Annotated in this window: 19 protein-coding genes; 17 read left to right on the top strand and 2 right to left on the bottom strand. The window is 41.3% G+C overall.

Going from position 1 to position 19,163, the window contains the following annotated elements; genetic code table 11:
* Nucleotides 1-10: 10 nt before the first annotated feature.
* A complete protein-coding gene (locus E0H77_RS12120; RefSeq protein ID WP_131378332.1) occupies nucleotides 11-1,207 on the top strand; it encodes a phospholipase A in 1,197 nt (398 codons plus the stop codon).
* A 446-nt stretch (nucleotides 1,208-1,653) separates the two neighbouring features.
* Here the strand turns inward: E0H77_RS12120 and ilvA are convergent, their stop codons facing one another.
* Nucleotides 1,654-3,198 (bottom strand): threonine ammonia-lyase, biosynthetic, encoded by a 1,545-nt coding sequence (ilvA, locus tag E0H77_RS12115; RefSeq protein WP_171478349.1) that lies wholly within the window; start codon nucleotides 3,196-3,198, stop codon nucleotides 1,654-1,656.
* Nucleotides 3,199-3,308: 110 nt separating this feature from the next.
* On the opposite strand from ilvA, the gene rpiA reads away from it, so the two are divergent.
* The 7 genes from rpiA to E0H77_RS12080 all read left to right on the top strand — a co-directional run bounded on the left by rpiA (nucleotide 3,309) and on the right by E0H77_RS12080 (nucleotide 9,733).
* Nucleotides 3,309-3,995: a ribose-5-phosphate isomerase RpiA gene (gene rpiA, locus E0H77_RS12110; protein ID WP_131378327.1), complete on the top strand. Its 687-nt coding sequence runs from the start codon at nucleotides 3,309-3,311 to the stop codon at nucleotides 3,993-3,995.
* Between the two features lie 2 nt (nucleotides 3,996-3,997).
* Nucleotides 3,998-4,666, top strand: coding sequence for a M48 family metallopeptidase (locus E0H77_RS12105; RefSeq protein ID WP_131378325.1), 669 nt, complete (start codon nucleotides 3,998-4,000; stop codon nucleotides 4,664-4,666).
* A 120-nt stretch (nucleotides 4,667-4,786) separates the two neighbouring features.
* Entirely contained in the window at nucleotides 4,787-5,836 is a 1,050-nt protein-coding gene (gene argC / locus E0H77_RS12100) for an N-acetyl-gamma-glutamyl-phosphate reductase (protein WP_004905015.1), read from the top strand.
* 63 nt (nucleotides 5,837-5,899) lie between these two features.
* Nucleotides 5,900-6,655: a DUF6776 family protein gene (locus tag E0H77_RS12095; RefSeq protein ID WP_131378323.1), complete on the top strand. Its 756-nt coding sequence runs from the start codon at nucleotides 5,900-5,902 to the stop codon at nucleotides 6,653-6,655.
* Between the two features lie 26 nt (nucleotides 6,656-6,681).
* Nucleotides 6,682-7,086: an ATP-dependent Clp protease adapter ClpS gene (gene clpS / locus E0H77_RS12090; protein ID WP_165491530.1), complete on the top strand. Its 405-nt coding sequence runs from the start codon at nucleotides 6,682-6,684 to the stop codon at nucleotides 7,084-7,086.
* A gap of 13 nt (nucleotides 7,087-7,099) precedes the next feature.
* A complete protein-coding gene (clpA, locus tag E0H77_RS12085; RefSeq protein ID WP_131378321.1) occupies nucleotides 7,100-9,370 on the top strand; it encodes an ATP-dependent Clp protease ATP-binding subunit ClpA in 2,271 nt (756 codons plus the stop codon).
* Nucleotides 9,371-9,373: 3 nt separating this feature from the next.
* Nucleotides 9,374-9,733 (top strand): YnfA family protein, encoded by a 360-nt coding sequence (locus tag E0H77_RS12080; protein ID WP_131378319.1) that lies wholly within the window; start codon nucleotides 9,374-9,376, stop codon nucleotides 9,731-9,733.
* A gap of 316 nt (nucleotides 9,734-10,049) precedes the next feature.
* Here the strand turns inward: E0H77_RS12080 and E0H77_RS12075 are convergent, their stop codons facing one another.
* Entirely contained in the window at nucleotides 10,050-10,976 is a 927-nt protein-coding gene (locus E0H77_RS12075; RefSeq protein WP_131378317.1) for a LysR family transcriptional regulator, read from the bottom strand.
* Nucleotides 10,977-11,088: 112 nt separating this feature from the next.
* Between E0H77_RS12075 and E0H77_RS12070 the strand changes: the two genes are divergently transcribed.
* From E0H77_RS12070 to E0H77_RS12030, 9 genes are all read left to right on the top strand, one after another.
* On the top strand, nucleotides 11,089-12,198 hold the full coding sequence (locus E0H77_RS12070) for a muconate/chloromuconate family cycloisomerase (RefSeq protein WP_131378315.1): 1,110 nt from the start codon (nucleotides 11,089-11,091) through the stop codon (nucleotides 12,196-12,198).
* Nucleotides 12,199-12,218: 20 nt separating this feature from the next.
* Nucleotides 12,219-12,509 (top strand): muconolactone Delta-isomerase, encoded by a 291-nt coding sequence (gene catC / locus E0H77_RS12065; RefSeq protein ID WP_131314966.1) that lies wholly within the window; start codon nucleotides 12,219-12,221, stop codon nucleotides 12,507-12,509.
* A 117-nt stretch (nucleotides 12,510-12,626) separates the two neighbouring features.
* A complete protein-coding gene (gene catA / locus E0H77_RS12060) occupies nucleotides 12,627-13,547 on the top strand; it encodes a catechol 1,2-dioxygenase (protein ID WP_131378314.1) in 921 nt (306 codons plus the stop codon).
* Between the two features lie 89 nt (nucleotides 13,548-13,636).
* Nucleotides 13,637-15,022 (top strand): benzoate 1,2-dioxygenase large subunit, encoded by a 1,386-nt coding sequence (gene benA / locus E0H77_RS12055; protein ID WP_004752223.1) that lies wholly within the window; start codon nucleotides 13,637-13,639, stop codon nucleotides 15,020-15,022.
* Nucleotides 15,019-15,510 (top strand): benzoate 1,2-dioxygenase small subunit, encoded by a 492-nt coding sequence (gene benB, locus E0H77_RS12050; protein ID WP_131378312.1) that lies wholly within the window; start codon nucleotides 15,019-15,021, stop codon nucleotides 15,508-15,510. The genes benA and benB overlap by 4 nt, the downstream gene beginning before the upstream one ends.
* Before the next feature lie 90 nt (nucleotides 15,511-15,600).
* Nucleotides 15,601-16,617, top strand: coding sequence for a benzoate 1,2-dioxygenase electron transfer component BenC (gene benC, locus E0H77_RS12045; protein WP_131378310.1), 1,017 nt, complete (start codon nucleotides 15,601-15,603; stop codon nucleotides 16,615-16,617).
* A gap of 40 nt (nucleotides 16,618-16,657) precedes the next feature.
* Nucleotides 16,658-17,440, top strand: coding sequence for a 1,6-dihydroxycyclohexa-2,4-diene-1-carboxylate dehydrogenase (locus E0H77_RS12040; protein WP_131314962.1), 783 nt, complete (start codon nucleotides 16,658-16,660; stop codon nucleotides 17,438-17,440).
* Between the two features lie 40 nt (nucleotides 17,441-17,480).
* Entirely contained in the window at nucleotides 17,481-18,692 is a 1,212-nt protein-coding gene (locus tag E0H77_RS12035) for a benzoate/H(+) symporter BenE family transporter (protein WP_131378308.1), read from the top strand.
* Between the two features lie 12 nt (nucleotides 18,693-18,704).
* Nucleotides 18,705-19,163: 3-oxoacid CoA-transferase subunit A (locus tag E0H77_RS12030; protein ID WP_131378306.1), on the top strand; the 459-nt coding region annotated here is incomplete at its 3' end.

The raw sequence follows: 19,163 nt of genomic DNA, 5'->3' as shown, positions 1-19,163 counted from the left end.
GATTCAACATATGCCGTTCAAAGCGATTGGACGTACTTATCGGGCACTGCGATTTATTCCAGTGCTTGGTGGTGGGTTATTGTGTTGCTCTATGAGTTTTGCTGAAGAAAAAGCGTCAGAAAATTTCCATCCTACCAGTGGACAGGCATGTGCAGGAGTTATCGGTGATTCTGATCGCCTTGCCTGTTATGACAGTTACTTTAAACCGAAGCAGTCACAAGATAATGCGCCTTTAAATGCTTTGACCGAGACAGTTGTTCAAACAAATCAAGCAATGCCTTTGTCTGCTACAACAATAGAGAAAAGCACAGAAGAAGCTAGCCTAAAAGAAAAGTTAACTCGTTCTTTGCGCTATATTTATTCAAACGATGCACGCCAACCTTTGAATACCCAAAACTCTTTGCTAGACAGCCGTTGGGAATTGTCTGAAAAAAGTAAATTGGGTACATGGAATATTCGGGGGTATAAGCCGATTTATGCGTTACCAATTTTTTGGACAAGCAATCGTAATGTATACCCGAGCAGCCCAAATCCGCTCAACACTGTGACTGAGCGGCAAGATCTGAATTTCACAGAATCCAAATTCCAGTTGTCTTTAAAAACCAAAGCATGGGAAAACATCTTTGGTGACAATGGTGATTTATGGGTTGGTTATACTCAGTCGTCACGGTGGCAAGTCTATAACGCTCAGAACTCACGTCCATTTCGTGAAACCAACTATGAACCTGAAGCAAGCCTGATTTTTCGCACCAACTACAATTTAGTGGGGCTGGATGGTCGATTATTTGGCGTAACATTTAATCATCAGTCCAATGGACGTGCTGATCCATTTTCGCGTAGTTGGAATCGTGTCATGTTGAACTTTGGTTTTGAACGTGACAATTTTGCAATTATGATTCGGCCGTGGTATCGAATTCCTGAAAATACACGGGATGATAACAACCCCGATATTGAAAATTATATGGGGCGCGGTGATATTACGGCGTTTTACCGCGTAAATGACAATGACTTCTCTTTAATGCTACGTCACTCTTTACGTACAGGCGATGCATCACATGGTGCAGTACAGTTTGACTGGACATTCCCAATTAAAGGTAAATTACGTGGTCAGATTCAGTACTTTAGTGGTTATGGTGAGAGTCTTATTGACTATAACCATCGCGCCAATTATGTCGGGGTGGGAGTTTCCTTGATGGATTGGTTCTAAATTTTTCACATTAAAAAACCATGCTAAGCATGGTTTTTTATCAACAAAATTTAAATAGCCTAAGTAAATTAGAGGTTAAATTTACTCAAAAACTGAAATTAAACCATCAATTAATTCGAGTCATAAAATAATTCAAAGGGCTTTTCTTCAATGCTGCGGTTAAATAAGTCAAATAAAGAACTAAATACCTTAGTAATGAGTTTAACTGTAATTCCTGATCATCATTCAGCCAGCAGACATACCGCAGACATGACTGCAAACAAACAGCCAATCTAAAAACTTTTATTGAGTTTAAATATTGGCATGATATATAAACTACAAAAAATCAGTATATAGATAGTTAAAGCTATAGTCAGAGCTTCAGTTTAATGCAGTTTATAAGCAATAATTTTTCGCCAAAAGTAAAAAACCGATGCATGAGGCATCGGTTTTTTGTTTCAAGCAACTTATTTTAAGAAGCGTTTGTAGCCTAAGTTTTGGCTAATTTCTTCATACGGATAAGTAATCTTTTCTAATGTTTCAATCAATACATCTGGTTGTTCATCTGCATCTGTCGCCTGTAAACCAACAAGTACACGACCTTCAGCCGCACCGTGATTACGGTAGTGGAATAAGGTAATGTTATGGTTTGGTCCTAAACGCTCTAGGAAAGTGAGTAATGCACCTGGGCGTTCAGGGAATTCGACACGGAACAGACGCTCATTGTTGATGTTGGCATGCCCACCAATCAAATAACGAATGTGTAATTTTGCGACTTCATCATCAGATAAATCGTCCACATCGTAATTGGCTTTGAGCGACTCAAAGATTTCTTTACGTTCAGCCTGACCACCTTTTAAGCTAATGCCGACAAAGACTTGTGCTGAATGTTCATCATTACAACGGTAGTTAAATTCGGTAATGTTGCGACCTTGCAATGCACGGCAGAAGTTCAGGAATGAACCTTTTTCTTCAGGAATAGTCACTGCATAAATTGCTTCGCGATGTTCACCAAGCTCGGTACGTTCCGCAATGTAGCGTAAACGGTCAAAGTTCATGTTGGCGCCACACACGATAGACACCATGTTTTTGCCTTGAATACCGGTTTCAGCCACAAATTTTTTGATTGCTGCAAGTGCCATGGCACCCGATGGCTCGACAATACTGCGAGTTTCATCATAAGTGTCTTTGATTGCCGCACAGATTTCATCAGTATTGACAGTAATGATTTCAGGCTCAATGATTTTTCCTGAACCATCTGATTTGTCCATACGCAAAATATCAAATGGCAATGCACCAATTTGTGCAACTGCTGTACCGTCGGCAAATAAACCCACTTGAGGTAGAATCACACGCTCATTGGCTGCTAATGCTGCTTTTAAACAGGCAGATTCATCGTATTCAACGCCTACAACTTTAACGTGAGGTGCAACTTCACCGAAGTAAGCGGCGATACCTGAAATTAGACCGCCACCACCAACAGCAACAAAAATGTAGTCGACTTCGCGCCATTGACGGTGAATCTCATTGGCAATTGTGCCTTGACCCGCAATCACCAGTTCGTCGTCATACGGAGGAATAAAGGTGAGAGCTTCTTCTTGAGCGCGTTGCTGTGCGTATTTGTTGGCAGCATCAAAGGCATCGCCATGTAAAACTACTTGTCCACCAAGGCGTTTTACAGCTTGAATTTTAATATCTGGCGTGGTTTGCGGCATGACAATAATTGCTGGAATACCGAGTTTTGCGCCAGACAATGCCACACCTTGTGCATGGTTACCTGCCGAAGCTGTAATCACACCACGTTGTAACTGTTCTTTAGGAAGTTGGCTGATACGGTTATAAGCACCACGCAGCTTGAAAGAAAAAACAGGTTGTAAGTCTTCACGCTTGAGACGAATGTTATTGTTAAGTTTTTGACTAATTCGTGGTGCCGCTTCGAGAGGAGATTCAATTGCAACGTCATAGACTGTTGCTTGTAAAATTTGTCTTACCAAGCGAAACAACATGTTCATCTTCCATTTAACAGTTTAAAATAGGCTTACATTGTAACAAACCGCTTGTCTTTTGGGCGGCTAAATTACGCTAAATCTTTCATCATTTGAGATATTGAGTTAAAACCATTATGAGTCTATATGCAACCCAAGATGCGAAAAAACAAGCTGCAGCACAAGCCGCATTGAAACATTTGCCTAGAGGCGGCATTTTAGGTGTTGGTACAGGCAGTACAGTTAACTTTTTAATTGACTTGTTACCAGAACTACAACTTGAAGCTGCTGTGGCAAGTTCAAAAGCAACCGCCGAGCGTTTAACCAAGCTAGGCATTGAAGTTGTTGACATGAATCAGGTGGGTAGCCTCGATGCCTATGTTGATGGCGCAGATGAAATTGACCGTCATTTGCATATGATCAAAGGCGGCGGTGCTGCATTAACTCGTGAAAAAATTGTGGCATCTATTGCCCGAAAATTTGTATGTATCGTTGACGATTCAAAATGGGTTGAGCAACTTGGACGTGATTTTCCGCTTCCTGTTGAAGTGATTCCTATGGCGCGTTCAGCTGTTGCACGTAAACTGGTGTCTTTGGGTGGTGATCCTGTATTTCGCATAGATGATCAGGAACAAGCAGTGATTACAGACAATGGCAATGTGATTCTGGATGTTTATAACTTAAATATTCTAGATGCACTAGAACTTGAGAAAACCATCAATAACATTCCAGGTGTCGTGACTAATGGTATTTTTGCGTTAAACAAAGCTGATATTGCGATTGTTGCCACTAATAATGGCATTGAAGAGCGTGTCGCAGTTTAATCATGTCACAGGTTACGCTACCTGAAATTAAAATTGTACGTCATGCAAGAGCAACTCAGTTGCGCTTGCGTGTCTACACGCATGAGATTCGTTTAACCGTTCCATTGCGCTGTAAACAAAAACAGGTTCAACAATTCCTAGAAGACTCACAGCTTTGGCTACAGGACACTTGGCAAAAAATTCAGCAACAAAAAATTAGTAATTTTCCTGAATATCTAGATTTGCTTAACTTTCCTCAACTGGCAATTGTCCCTCGCTTACAGCAACAAAATTTTGTTTTTGAACCTGCAAATAACTGTGTTTATTTACATCAGCAACAGGCTGCCAAAGCTTTAAAAAGTTTTGTGATTGCCCATGCTAAAGATACGTTGCCAGAATTTCTTGAAGATGTGAGTCAGCAGATCGGCTTGCCTTATCAGTCTTATCAGATACGTTTTGCCAAGTCACGTTGGGGAAGTTGTAGTAGTCAGCACAAAATTATGCTGAATGCCGCATTAGTTTTATTACCCAAAGAAATTATTCGCTATGTCTGTGTGCATGAGCTTGCACATACACGCCATTTTAACCATAGTGCAGAATTCTGGCAGGAAGTTGCTCGTCACGATGCTAATTTTCAGCAACATCGGCAGATATTGAAAAAGTTTCAGTGGTCAAATTGGTGGCTTGGTTAAAGCGATTTTGATTTAAGGCTTGAAAAATCTATCCAGTTGATTATGAAATAGGTTTAGAAAAGCCAATCTTCCTGTCATACTAGACCTATTTTTTAAAAGTACAATATGAGGTAACACAAAGTGATTTCAGTGGGTATTGTGGGTGGCACGGGTTATACAGGTGTTGAACTTTTGCGTATTTTACTTCGACATACGCAAGCTCAAGTGCAAGTTCTCACTTCACGGACTGAAGCTGGTAAACGTGTTGCCGATATGTTTCCAAATTTACGCGGACATACCGATCTAGAATTTTCTGATTTAGATATTGACGTGTTGAAACAGTGTGATGTGGTGTTTTTTGCAACACCGCATGGGGTTGCCATGCAGCATGCACAAGCACTGACCGAAGCAAATACCAAAGTGATTGATTTGGCTGCTGACTTTCGCTTACAAAACCTTGAACAATTTGAGAAATGGTATGGCATGCAGCATGCTTGCCCTGAGTTGTTAAAAGACTCGGTCTATGGTTTGTCCGAGTTAAATCGTGACAAAATCAAACAAGCCAATGTGATTGGCAACCCTGGTTGTTACCCAACAACAGTACAGCTTGGTTTGGCACCTGTGTTGAAAGCAGCACAAGACCTCATTAAACCTGAGAGTATTATTATTGATGCCAAATCTGGTGTTTCAGGTGCAGGGCGTAAAGCCAGCCTTGGCATGATCTACTCGGAAAATGCCGATAACTTCAAGGCTTATGGGGTTGCAGGACATCGTCATCATCCTGAAATTGTAGAGGCACTTGAAAATATTTCGGGTAAAACTGGCGTATTTGAACACGTTATTTTTATTCCACACTTGGTGCCGATGATTCGTGGCATGCTGAGTACCATTTATGTGGACTTGACTGAAGCGGGTGCGCAGACCGATTTACAAGCCTTGTACGAGCAGTTTTATGCTAACGAGCCATTTGTCGATGTTATGCCAGCGGGTAGTTCACCAGAAACGCGTAGTGTGCGTGGTGCAAACCAGTTGCGTATTGCTTTGCATAAACCTCATCCAAACAAATTAATTGTGTTGTCTGCACAAGATAACTTGGTGAAAGGTGCAGCAGGGCAAGCTGTGCAAAACATGAATATTATGTTCGGTTTTGCAGAAGATGAAGGTTTGGCAGGTATTGGTTTATTACCATAATTTTTTTAAAGCAAAAAGAAGTGCCATTATTGTGATGGCACAGTAAAAAATTGAGCATTCGAGATGACAGATCAAACTACAGAATCGAATAATCCTTTAGACTCATACTCTGAGCCAAAAACTCCCTTTTTACAATCCAATAAATTTTTGATATTGGCTGGTATTGTGCTGCTATGTGGCGGAACCATACTTGGGTATTCTGTAGGGCATCGACAAGGCTTGTCAGTGGTTGGTTACGATGCCGATGCTCAGGAGTTAGTCAGGGTTGTACAAAAGCAAAAAGACAGCCTGAGTGGCCTCAATAAAAATTATAACATGGCAATTCAGGAACGGGATATAGCTGTGAGCAATACGAATGACTTAACGGCGGTTTTAAAGAAAACTAAAGATGATTTATCGATTGCACAATCACAAAATAAAATTTATCGCGATGTTTTACGTCAACGCGGCGGTTTAAGCTTAAGCATCCAAAATTTAAGTGTTAAGCCATTACCTGAAAATGCCTATGAGTATCAGCTCGATTTAGCACAAGTCAGCCCAAATAACCGCCGTGCGGTTGGCTCAGTTGAAATTCGTCTGATTCGTGGCTCTGAAGTGTTGGCTGTACCTATGGAAGACAGTCAATTCAACTTTATGGACTTTGAACGGCTTACGGGGCGTTGGACGATGCCAAAAGACTTTGTGCCACAATATATTGAAATTCACGTAAATGGTTCTGTGTCGGAAGTCAAACGCTTTAGCTGGTTAAAAGGAGAAGAAGTACAAAATGCAGCTGCTTTTGTTTCCGAAGTTCCACAAGCAGAAGCCCGAGCAGAATAACCATGAAATTAGATGTTACAGCAAACATGAAACGAAAAATTTGTCTAAATGATGTCAAAGTGACTTTTCAGCAATCGGGATATGTAGATTGGCATTTCAATCCATCTTTGCATGATCAGCCTGACGAACACCCTGATTCTGACCTCGCTGTCAAAACTGCTCCGCCTGAACTAAAGCGTCCTCCGTTATATGCTGTGGTGTTATTGAATGATGATTACACCCCTATGGACTTTGTTATTGAAATTTTACAAGAATTCTTTGCAATGAATCTTGACCAAGCCACTCAAGTAATGCTAACTGTACATTATGAGGGGAAAGGTGTCGCAGGCGTCTATCCTCGAGATATTGCTGAGACAAAAGCAAATCAGGTAAATAATTACGCTCGGTCACAAGGTCATCCATTACTTTGCCAGATTGAGCCAAAATCATAATAAGGGGGTCAACATGCTCAGTCGCCAATTAGAAGTATCATTGCGTTTAGCTGTAAGCATGGCTCGGCAAAAGAGACATGAGTTTTTGACGGTTGAACATTTACTCCTTGCATTGCTCGACAATGATTCTGCGGTCAATGCCTTAAAAGCATGTGGTGCAGATGTTGTTACATTGCGCAAAGAGTTAGAAGAATATGTTGAACAGCATACGCCAAAACTTGGCGAAAATAGTGAGCAGGCACCACATCCAACTGAAAGTTTTGATCGTATTTTGCAACGTGCGATTTTCCATGTGCAATCTAGCGGCGGAGACCGTACTGTAGAAGGTGCAGATGTCCTTGTTGCCATGTATTCTGAACGAGATACTTTTGCAGTTTATTTATTAAAACGTCATCAAATTAATCGTTTAACTTTGACTCAATATCTTTCTCATGGTTCGCGTAAAGAAGAAATTCAGGTTGAAGAAGAATCTGATGATCTTGAAGGTGAGACCACCAATACAGCAGCAGGTCCTCTAGAACAATATACAACCAACTTAAATGCTGAAGCTGCCAAAGGCAAAACTGATCCGCTCATTGGTCGTGAAAAAGAAATTGAACGTACCGCACAGATTCTTTGCCGCCGTCGTAAAAATAACCCGCTTCTTGTGGGTGACCCTGGTGTTGGTAAAACCTCAATTGCCGAAGGGTTGGCTTGGTTGATTGTGAATGGAAAAGCGCCACAACCACTCAGTAAAGCTGAAGTTTATAGCCTAGATATTGGTGCATTGGTTGCAGGAACCAAGTATCGTGGTGATTTTGAAAAACGCTTGAAACAGTTATTGACTGCATTGAAAAAAAATCCAAATGCAATTTTATTTATTGATGAAATTCATATGATTATTGGTGCAGGCTCAAGCATGGGTAGCACAATGGATGCATCAAATTTGATTAAACCAGCATTGGCAAATGGTACATTGCGTTGCATTGGTTCAACCACATTCCAAGAATACCGTCAGGTATTTGAAAAAGATCATGCTTTATCTCGTCGTTTTCAAAAAGTTGATGTCAATGAGCCAAGTATTTCAGAAACCATTGATATTCTTCGTGGTTTGAAAAGCAAATTTGAAGAATTCCACCATGTAGAATATGACGACAAAGCGCTTGTTTCAGCTGTTGAACTCGCGGCTAAGTTCATTACAGATCGTTTCTTGCCAGATAAAGCCATTGATGTCATTGATGAGGCAGGGGCACAGCGCCGTTTAAAACCTAAAGATGATAATCTGATTACGGTTGAAAATATTGAAGATATTGTCGCTAAAATTGCCCGTATTCCACCAAAAACCGTATCGAAAGACGATAAAACTGTCTTGGAAAATCTTGAACGTGATTTGAAACGTGTGGTTTTTGGTCAAGATGAAGCAATTACTGCCTTGGCTTCTGCGATTAAACTGTCACGTGCTGGTTTAAAATCACCAGATAAACCTGTGGGTAGTTTTGTGTTTGCAGGCCCAACAGGGGTCGGTAAAACTGAAGTCACTAAACAGTTGGCAAAACTTTTAGGTGTAGAACTAGTGCGTCTTGATATGTCTGAGTACATGGAGCGTCATGCCGTTTCTCGTTTAATTGGTGCGCCTCCTGGTTATGTCGGCTTTGATCAGGGCGGTTTGCTCACAGATGCGATTCATAAAAATCCGCACTGTGTATTGTTGCTTGATGAAATTGAGAAAGCGCATCCAGACGTTTATAACTTGTTGTTGCAAATTATGGATCATGGTTCATTAACCGATAATAATGGTCGTAAATCTGATTTCCGTAATGTCATTTTAGTGCTTACAACCAATATCGGTGCGGAGAGTATCTCACGAAGCAGTATTGGTTTCACTGAGCAAGACAACAGCAATGACAATCAGGATGCAATGAAACGTGCGTTCTCGCCTGAGTTCCGTAACCGTTTAGACAGTGTGATTCAATTTAAAGCCTTGCCTCCAGTGGTAATCGAATCTGTGGTTGATAAATTCTTAACTGAATTGCAAGCACAGCTTGATGATAAAAGAGTAGTGCTTGAAGTGGATCAAAGTGCACGTGACTGGTTAGCAACGAATGGTTATGATCGTCTAATGGGTGCTCGCCCAATGCAACGCCTGATTCAAGAACATTTGAAAAAACCATTGGCTGAAATGATCCTGTTTGGTGAGTTAGCCGAATATGGCGGCAATGTTGCTGTGACTGTGAAGAAAGAAAATGGCAAGGACATCGGTTTACAACTCACTGTATTTGAAGATCAAACTGCAGAACCTGCATAATTTATGAATGAAATTTTACCTATAACCCAAATACTTCGTGTGTTTGGGTTATTTTTTATTACAGCAATTGCCGAACTACTCGGATGTTATTTTCCTTATTTGATTTTGAATCAGGGGAGGAGTGCTTGGCTTTGGTTACCAACAGCAATTAGCTTGATGTTATTTGTTTGGTTACTGACATTGCATCCTGCTGCTTCAGGTAAAATTTATGCGGCATATGGCGGAGTCTATATTTTTACAGCCTTGCTTTGGCTACGTTTTGTAGATCAAGTCACTTTAACTCGTTGGGATATTTTTGGTGGGATCGTTGTCCTTGTCGGTGCAGCAATCATCATATTACAGCCACAAGGTTTATTACGTTAATTCTTAAAATGAGTTAAATAGCCTAAGTATAATTTTATAAGAAGCAAAGACCAACATATTTAAATACCTAACTATAAAACTCTAAATATAGATTAGACTTTTTTCATAAATCCACTTTATTTCTCAGTATAAGAAAACAAAGAAAGGGATAGCCAATTATGAAAAAAGTCTCTTTATCATATATATAGTTGATAGCTTAATTTAAGAGCATACAATAACCTATTATAAAATAGCTTCTTATAAGAATACTTCTGCGCTACGATCTTTAGAATTTAGCAGCCATAAAATATGTTTTGATTAAAATAGCCTAAGTAAACTAATAATTATTTATTTCAGTATCATCATAACGAATACCTTCATAATCATAAATTTGACGAATTGTTTCAAATAAAGCATAAATATAACTGCTATCTTCCATATTTCGAATCGTAATAAAAATCGAGCTAAGTGCATTTGGATCAATTAATGGTAAATAATTTAACTGAGCCAACTGAATACTATTTGTACTCTCAGGCACAATACAAACTCCTTCACCAGCAGCAACCAAACCTAAAGCAAGCTGAATTTCTCGTGTTTCAGTCAAATTTTTCGGTTCTAAACCATGTTCTGAAAAGATAGAAAGCACGTGTGTTGAAAAATTTGGTTTGGCAGTAGAAGGGTAAAGTAAAATATTTTCATCAACTAAATCTGCCAAATGTACACCTTGAGTTTTATATTGATTAAAAGGGTGACTGGCATGTGTCGCTACCACTAATTTTTCATTACGCAACAAAACTCGCTTAATTGCAGGATCGCTGATTCTAAGACGTCCAAATCCAGCATCAATACGCCCATCTTTTAGAGCTTCTACCTGTGCTTGCGTACCCATTTCAATCAGTTCAATTTTTAAATGTGGGTGTTTTTGCCGATATAAATAAATAATTCTGGGTAATAAACCAAATAATAATGAGCTAACGAAACCAATACGAATGGTGGTCTGTACAGCATTAATGCGCTGAGTCATCGACACCATTTGCTCTGCATTCGACAAAAGTTTAATGGCATGCTGATAAAAGAAATCACCTGCAGGAGTCGTTTTTAAAGGACGGCTTCCTCGTTCAAATAGCTGAATTCCAAGCTCTTGCTCTAAGTTTTGAATTTGCCGACTTAGCGGAGGTTGAGCAATAAACAATCGTTCGGCTGCTTTTGTGAAGCTTTGCTCCTCTACCACCGCCACAAAATAGCGTAGATGACGTAATTCCATACCCTTACTCCATACTTAAAAGATATATAAAAATGCAAAAACAGTCTTTCACATAATTTAATCATTCCTTTAAAGTATATACAAGCAAGAATATCTTGGACGCTAAAAGACCATGTATAAATCCATTGAAACAATTCTGATTGATATACCAACAATTCGTGCGCATAAACTTTCTGTTGCAACGATGAGTACACAAACATTGGTTTTGGTAAAAATCACAACAGACGATGGTTTTACAGGCTGGGGTGAAGCAACCACTATTGGCGGTTTGAACTACGGTGAAGAAAGTCCAGAAAGCGTAAAGACAAATGTCGAAACTTATTTCGCACCTTTATTGAAATCAGTAAAAGGTTTGAATATTGCACAAACATTAAAAATGATTCGTAAAAGTATTAACGGTAATCGTTTTGCGAAGTGTGCGATTCAAACGGCTCTGCTTGATATCCAGGGCAAGCGTCTAGGTGTTCCAGTGAGCGAATTGCTTGGTGGTCGTTTACGTGATTCCTTGCCTGTACTTTGGACTTTAGCTTCTGGCGATACTGAGAAAGATATTGCTGAAGCACAGCAGCTTATTGAGATTAAACGTCACAATGCATTCAAATTAAAAATTGGTGCTAACAAATTACAACAAGATGTTGATCACGTTATTGCGATTAAAAAAGCACTTGGTGATGACATCAGTATTCGTGTAGACGTCAATCGTGCTTGGTCTGAAATTGAATGTATTAAAGGAATTCAACAGTTACAAGATGGCGGCATTGATTTAATTGAACAACCTTGTGCAATTGAAAACACGAATGCACTTGCTCGTTTAACCCAGCGTTTTGATGTTGCCATTATGGCAGATGAAGCATTAACTGGGCCAGATAGTGCATATCGTCTTGCTAAACAGCATGGTGCAGATGTTTTTGCAGTCAAAATTAACCAGTCTGCTGGTCTGATTGAAGCATGTGAAGTTGCCAAAATTGCCAAACTGGCAGGTATTGATCTATATGGCGGTACGATGCTGGAAGGTCCTATCGGGACAATTGCTTCAGCGCATGCCTTTGCAACATTTGAATCGCTTGCCTATGGCACTGAGTTATTTGGCCCATTGCTACTGACTCAGGACATTCTCAAAACTCCACTGCAATATGAAAACTTTGAACTTAAAGTTCCAACAGGTTCAGGTCTTGGAATTGAAGTGGATGAAGACAAAATCGATCAATTACGTCGCCAGTAAGGTTTAAAGGAGTCGCACATATGCTTTTTCAGGTACGCATGGATGTCAATATTCCATTAGATATGCCAGTAGATAAAGCAGCTGAAATCAAAGCTGTTGAAAAAGCCTACTCACAGGAATTACAACGTCAAGGTAAATGGCGTCATATTTGGCGTATTACAGGGCAGTATTCCAACATCAGTATTTTTGATGTCGAGAGTAATGAAGAATTACACCAGATTTTACAAGGGTTGCCATTATACCCATACATGAATGTTGAAGTGATGGCTCTGAACCGTCACCCGTCATCTATTCGTGAAGATGATCGCTAGTCGATACCAACACGAACAGGATTAGTTTTTTAAACAAGGATGTGGTTAGCAAAATTTGCCAGCTTTTAGGAATAGCTCGCCACAATTAGCCAGTATTCATATTCAAGGAGAATTTATATGGATCGCCAAACAATTGAAAATGTAGTTAAAACATGTAACGTGGACACTTCTGAAGGTCCAGTCAATCCACGTGTACAACAAGTTCTTGTACGTTTGGTTACTGATTTGTTCCAAGCAATCGAAGATCTTGATCTCAGCCAGTCTGAAGTTTGGAAAGGTATCGAAACTATGATCGATATCGCTAAAGCTGATGAACTTGCACTTATGGGTTCTGCGGTAGGTCTTGAACACTTCCTTGACCTTCGTGCCGATGAAGCTGATGCTAAAGCTGGCTTGACAGGTGGTACGCCACGTACGATTGAAGGTCCTTTATACGTTGCTGGTGCGCCTGAATCTGTAGGTTTCGCTCGTATGGATGATGGTTCTGAAGAAGGCCAAATCGCAACTTTGATCATCGAAGGTACAGTAACAGATACTGATGGTGACATCATTCCTGGTGCGAAAGTTGAAATGTGGCATGCAAACAGCCATGGTAACTACTCGTTCTTCGACAAGTCACAGTCTCACTTCAACCTACGTCGTACAATCTTGTCTGACGAAAATGGTAACTACACTGCGCAAACAACTATGCCAGTAGGTTATGGCTTGAACCCTAAAGGCCCACTACAAGGTGTGTTGAACCAGATTTCTCGTCACGGTCAACGTCCTGCACACGTGCATTATTTCATCTCTGCACCAGGTCACCGTAAATTGACCACACAGTTCAACATCGAAGGTGACAAATACCTTTGGGACGACTTTGCATTCGGTACACGTGAAGGTCTAGTTGCAACTGCTGTTGATGTAACTGACGAAGCTGAGATTGCGCGTCGCGGTTTGAAAGGTCCTTTCAAACACATCCAGTTCAATGTTGTGTTGCAAAAAGACAAAGCTGGCGCTCCTTCTACTGAAATTGAACGTCGTCGCGCAAGCGCTTAATTCACTATATATTAAGGAACCAAAACGCTTAATTTTTAAACTAAAGCGTTTTGGTGACTTCCTAACTTTTGGAAAGTCGGAGAACGGACATGCCACGTATTCCTGTAATCAATACCAGTCACCTAGATCGTATCGATGAATTACTTGTTGAAAATTATGAAACAGGTGAATTTAAACTCCATCGTTCTGTTTTCACCGATCAGGACATTTTTGACCTTGAAATGAAATATATTTTTGAGGGCAACTGGGTATACTTGGCACACGAAAGCCAAATTCCAAATAATAACGATTTCTACACCACGTATATCGGACGCCAGCCAATCATTATTGCACGTAACCGTAATGGTGAACTTAATGCAATGATTAACGCTTGTTCGCACCGTGGTGCACAGCTTTGCCGTAATAAACGTGGTAATAAAGCCACTTATACCTGTCCATTCCATGGATGGACATTCAATAACTCAGGAAAATTGCTTAAGGTTAAAGACCCAAGCGATGCAGGTTATTCAGACTGCTTTAACCAAGACGGTTCGCATGACTTGAAAAAAGTTGCTCGTTTTGAAAGCTATAAAGGCTTTTTGTTTGGTAGCTTAAACCCTGATGTTCCTTCTCTTGAAGAATACTTGGGTGAAGCGACTAAAATCATTGATATGATCGTCGGTCAATCTGAAGACGGTCTTGAAGTGTTACGTGGTGCGTCTACGTATACTTATGAAGGCAACTGGAAACTCACGGCTGAAAACGGTGCCGATGGTTACCACGTGTCTGCTGTACACTGGAACTATGCTGCAACTACGCAGCAACGTAAAGAAAAACAAGGTGGCGATAACATCCGTGCGATGAGTGCTGGTGCTTGGGGTAAACAAGGCGGTGGTTCTTACGGTTTTGAAAATGGCCACATGTTGCTTTGGACACAATGGGCAAACCCTGAAGACCGTCCAAACTTCCCGAAAAAAGACGAATACACCGAGCGTTATGGCGCTGCAATGGCAAAATGGATGATCGAGCGTTCTCGTAACCTTTGCTTGTATCCAAACGTTTACTTCATGGATCAGTTCGGTTCACAAATCCGTGTTCTTCGCCCATTGTCTGTAGATAAGACTGAAGTCACCATTTACTGTATCGCGCCTAAAGGTGAAGCACCTGAAGCACGTGCGCGCCGAATTCGCCAGTACGAAGACTTCTTTAATGCGTCAGGCATGGCAACTCCAGATGACTTGGAAGAATTCCGTGCATGCCAAGCAGGTTATGCAGGAATCGCCCTTGAATGGAACGACATGAGCCGTGGTGCAAAACACTGGGTTCAAGGACCAGATGATGCTGCGAATGAAATTGGTTTAAAACCAAAACTTTCTGGTATCAAAACTGAAGATGAAGGTCTATACCTTGCTCAACATGAATACTGGTTAAAACTCATGAAAAAAGCAATTGCGACTGAAAAAGAAATGGCTGTAACTGAAGGAGAAAACGCATGAGCGCGATGACTTTAGAAAATATTGCTCAGTTCCTCTATCGTGAAGCACGTTTTTTAGATGACGAACAATGGGATAACTGGTTGCAATGCTATGCACCAAATGCACAATTTTGGATGCCAGCTTGGGATGATGATGACAAGCTAACCGAAGACCCACAGTCTGAAATCTCATTGATTTTCTACCCAGACCGTCAAGGTTTAGAAGACCGTGTGTTCCGTATTAAAACTGAACGCTCATCTGCGACCATGCCAGATACGCGTACCAGCCACAACATTAGTAATATTGAAATTGTAGAACAAGATGGTGATTTGGTTACAGTTTGTTTTAACTGGAATACTTTAAGTTTCCGTTACAAAACTAGCTATAGCTATTTTGGTATGTCTCGTTATGTAATTGATTTTTCTGGTGATGAACCAAAAATCGTGAACAAATATGTCGTGTTGAAAAACGATTACATTAACCAAGTTATTGATATTTACCATCTCTAAAGCTGTTCGTACAGCAAGGAAAAACCTTTCAATCAAATGGAAAATTGGTTGAAAGGTCTAGTTTTAAAGCTTTATATAGGATATTCAGCCATGTCAAACCACAATGTTGCACTTCAATTTGAAGATGGCGTTACACGTTTTATCAGTGTTACAGATGGTGAAACACTATCTGATGCTGCTTACCGTCAAAAGATCAATATTCCGCTAGACTGCCGTGACGGTGCTTGCGGGACCTGCCGAGCGTTTTGTGAATCAGGTTCATATGACATGCCTGAAGACACTTATATTGAAGATGCATTAACACCTGAAGAAGCTGCGGAAGGCTATATTTTGGCTTGCCAATGTCGCCCTACGTCAGATGCAGTCTTCCAGATTCATGCGACTTCAGATGTATGCAAAACTGAAATTCATACATATCAAGGTACGTTAACTTCGGTTGAAAGTCTGTCTGACTCCACGATTACCTTTGGCATTGAGCTTGATGCAGCAGAACCTGACATCAACTTCTTGGCAGGTCAGTATGTCAATGTTGGTATTCCTGGCACAACCGAAACTCGTTCTTACTCATTCAGCTCTAAACCAGGCGACCGTCAAACTGGTTTCGTTGTTCGTAACGTGCCAAATGGCAAAATGAGCAGCTTCCTCAGCCAAACTGCAAAAGTAGGCGACAAAATGACTTTCACAGGTCCATTCGGTAGCTTCTATTTGCGTAGTGTGGCTCGTCCAGTGCTTATGCTAGCTGGCGGTACAGGGATTGCACCATTTTTATCTATGCTTTCAGTATTGGAAGAAAAAGGTTCTGAACAGCCAGTACGTCTTGTGTTTGGTGTAACCAATGACTTTGACTTGGTTGCAATCGAACGTCTGAATGAAATGCAAGCAAAATTCCCATGGTTTGAATACCGTACAGTTGTTGCTAACCCAGAATCTGCACATGAACGTAAAGGTTATGTGACTGGGCATGTCGACAATGAATGGCTCAATGGCGGTGATGTTGATATCTACCTTTGTGGTCCAGTGCCAATGGTTGAAGCAGTACGTGGCTGGTTAGATAAAGAAGGAGTGAAACCTGCTAACTTCTTGTTCGAGAAATTCTCTGCGAACTAAATTTTAACATGGTTCATTCATGCAAGATAAGGAAGTAAAGATGAGTCAACAACGTTTCAGCAATAAAGTGGTTATTGTCACAGGTGCGGCACAAGGTATTGGTCGTGGTGTAGCTCTACGCGTTGCCCGTGAAGGCGGAAAAGTTGTGATGGCAGATTTTTCTGAGTATGTCGAAGACGTCCTTAAAGAAGTCATTGATGCTGGCGGTGAAGCCATCACGGTACGTGCAGATCTGGAACAGTTCGAAGGTGCCGAGAAAGTTGTTCATGCTGCCTTAGAAAAATACGGTCGTGTGGATGTACTCCTCAACATCGTGGGTGGCGCAATCTGGATGAAACCTTTTCAGGAGTTCAAACCTGAAGAAGTAGAGAAAGAAATTCGCCGCTCACTGTTTCCAACCTTGTGGTGTTGCCATGCTGTACTGCCGAGCATGATCGCTCAGCAGTCTGGTGCCATTGTAAACGTATCTTCTGTCGCAACGCGTGGTATTAACCGTATTCCTTACTCTGCGGCAAAAGGTGGTGTGAACGGTTTAACTGCATCTTTAGCATTTGAACATGCTCACGATGGGATTCGCGTGAATGCTGTGGCAACTGGTGGAACTGAAGCTCCGCCACGTAAAGTTCCGCGTAACAGTGCGCCAATGTCTGAACAGGACAAAGCATGGATGCAAGAAGTTGTAGATCAAACTGTAGATCGTACGTTCTTTAAACGCTATGGCACAATTGATGAACAAGTCAACGTCATTACTTTCCTAGCGTCTGACGAAGCTTCATATATTACAGGCAGTGTTGTGCCAGTCGGCGGTGGTGACCTCGGTTAAATTCGGAATGATCATAATATCGTGAGCATGGAGGCATACGATGTCTAATCTGATCCAGTCCCTCAAACAAGATTGGTCAATTTCAGCCACCATTGCAGGTTTTCTGGCGGTATTGATTTCTTATTCTGGGCCACTGGTTATCTTTTTTCAGGCGGCTCAACAAGCGCAAATCGATTCACATATGCTCAGTTCATGGATTTGGGGCATTTCGATTGGCGCTGCCATTTCAGGAATTTACCTGTCGATTCGTTACAAAGTGCCTGTAATTACTGCATGGTCAGCACCAGGCACAGCGCTCTTGGTGACGTTATTTCCACATATTAGTTTAAATGAGGTCGTTGCCGCGTATATCACGGCAGCAGCCGTCATGCTGCTGATTGGTGTCAGTGGTTCATTTGACCGTCTATTGCGCTGGATCCCATCGGGTATTGCTGCAGGTATGATGGCAGGCATTTTATTTCAATTTGGTTTGGGTGTATTTCAAGCCACTAATCATATGCCGACTATCGTATTTACCATGCTCGTGGTGTATTTGTGTGCCAAACGCTACAACCCGCGTTATAGCATGCTATGGGTTCTCTGTACGGGCATTCTCCTCAGTCTATTTCTCGGAAAATTACATCCAGTTGCCTTGCAATTGTCATTGACTGTTCCTGAATGGATTAGCCCGCACTGGACATGGGCATCGACGCTTAATTTTGCTTTACCTCTCATCTTAGTGAGCATTACAGGACAATTTTTGCCAGGCATGGCACTGTTTAAACTGCATGATTATGAAGTGTCTGGGCGCACAGTGATTGGTACGACCAGTTTGGCATCATTGCTGGTGGCATGTACGGGTGGCATTAGTATTGTTTTGGCATCAATTACTGCATCGCTATGTATGAGCGAACATTGTCATGAACAGCCACAGCGCCGCTATATTGCAGGTATTGCCAATGGGCTGTTCTATCTGCTTGGTGGGCTGTTTGCCAGTAGCATTGTGTTGTTATTTAGCTTATTTCCCAAAGAGTTAATCGCAGCTTTAGCAGGTTTGGCATTACTTAGTGCCATTACCAATAACTTAACCATTGCACTGCGTGACGAACAGCAACGTGAATCTGCCGTGATCACATTTTTAGCTAGTGTTTCAGGTATGCATTTTCTCGGTTTAAGTTCGGTGTTTTGGGGCATTTGTATCGGTATGCTTGCCCATTTCATTTTGAGCTTCAAAACAACGCATTCTTTAAAATTCAAGCACAGTAAGGTTTGATTAGGAAATATTATGATTGACAAAAGCTCCGCTTCTATAACAGAAGTGCTTTCACACATTAAAGATGGTTCGACCATCATGATTGGTGGCTTTGGCACGGCAGGACAACCTGCTGAACTCATTGATGGCTTACTGGATTTGGGCATCAAAGACCTGACCATTGTCAGCAACAATGCGGGCAATGGCGACTACGGTCTGGCGAAATTGCTCAAAGCAGGCGCTGTGAAAAAAGTCATCTGTTCTTTCCCGCGCCAGTCTGACTCTTGGGTGTTCGACGAACTGTACCGTGCAGGCAAAATCGAGCTGGAACTGGTGCCACAAGGCAACCTCGCTTGTCGTATCCAGGCTGCAGGTATGGGCTTAGGCGCGGTATTTACCCCGACAGGCTATGGCACTTTACTGGCTGAAGGTAAAGAAACCCGCCATATCGATGGTAAAGACTATGTGCTGGAATATCCAATCCATGCTGAT

Source organism: Acinetobacter brisouioides (genome assembly GCF_004331075.1).
GTDB lineage: Bacteria > Pseudomonadota > Gammaproteobacteria > Pseudomonadales > Moraxellaceae > Acinetobacter.
The sequence above is the reverse complement of the archived record's forward strand: the minus strand, read 5'-3'. Positions and strand labels throughout refer to the sequence as shown.

Coding starts and splice junctions, on each gene's coding strand:
- E0H77_RS12035 (WP_131378308.1), top strand. CDS start 17,481: ATGTCTAATCTGATCCAGTCCCTCAAACAAGATTGGTCAATTTCAGCC.
- catA (WP_131378314.1), top strand. CDS start 12,627: ATGGATCGCCAAACAATTGAAAATGTAGTTAAAACATGTAACGTGGAC.
- clpA (WP_131378321.1), top strand. CDS start 7,100: ATGCTCAGTCGCCAATTAGAAGTATCATTGCGTTTAGCTGTAAGCATG.
- clpS (WP_165491530.1), top strand. CDS start 6,682: ATGAAACGAAAAATTTGTCTAAATGATGTCAAAGTGACTTTTCAGCAA.
- E0H77_RS12105 (WP_131378325.1), top strand. CDS start 3,998: ATGTCACAGGTTACGCTACCTGAAATTAAAATTGTACGTCATGCAAGA.
- E0H77_RS12120 (WP_131378332.1), top strand. CDS start 11: ATGCCGTTCAAAGCGATTGGACGTACTTATCGGGCACTGCGATTTATT.
- benC (WP_131378310.1), top strand. CDS start 15,601: ATGTCAAACCACAATGTTGCACTTCAATTTGAAGATGGCGTTACACGT.
- E0H77_RS12075 (WP_131378317.1), bottom strand. CDS start 10,976: ATGGAATTACGTCATCTACGCTATTTTGTGGCGGTGGTAGAGGAGCAA.
- rpiA (WP_131378327.1), top strand. CDS start 3,309: ATGAGTCTATATGCAACCCAAGATGCGAAAAAACAAGCTGCAGCACAA.
- E0H77_RS12095 (WP_131378323.1), top strand. CDS start 5,900: ATGACAGATCAAACTACAGAATCGAATAATCCTTTAGACTCATACTCT.
- benB (WP_131378312.1), top strand. CDS start 15,019: ATGAGCGCGATGACTTTAGAAAATATTGCTCAGTTCCTCTATCGTGAA.
- E0H77_RS12080 (WP_131378319.1), top strand. CDS start 9,374: ATGAATGAAATTTTACCTATAACCCAAATACTTCGTGTGTTTGGGTTA.
- ilvA (WP_171478349.1), bottom strand. CDS start 3,198: ATGAACATGTTGTTTCGCTTGGTAAGACAAATTTTACAAGCAACAGTC.
- E0H77_RS12070 (WP_131378315.1), top strand. CDS start 11,089: ATGTATAAATCCATTGAAACAATTCTGATTGATATACCAACAATTCGT.
- E0H77_RS12040 (WP_131314962.1), top strand. CDS start 16,658: ATGAGTCAACAACGTTTCAGCAATAAAGTGGTTATTGTCACAGGTGCG.
- catC (WP_131314966.1), top strand. CDS start 12,219: ATGCTTTTTCAGGTACGCATGGATGTCAATATTCCATTAGATATGCCA.
- benA (WP_004752223.1), top strand. CDS start 13,637: ATGCCACGTATTCCTGTAATCAATACCAGTCACCTAGATCGTATCGAT.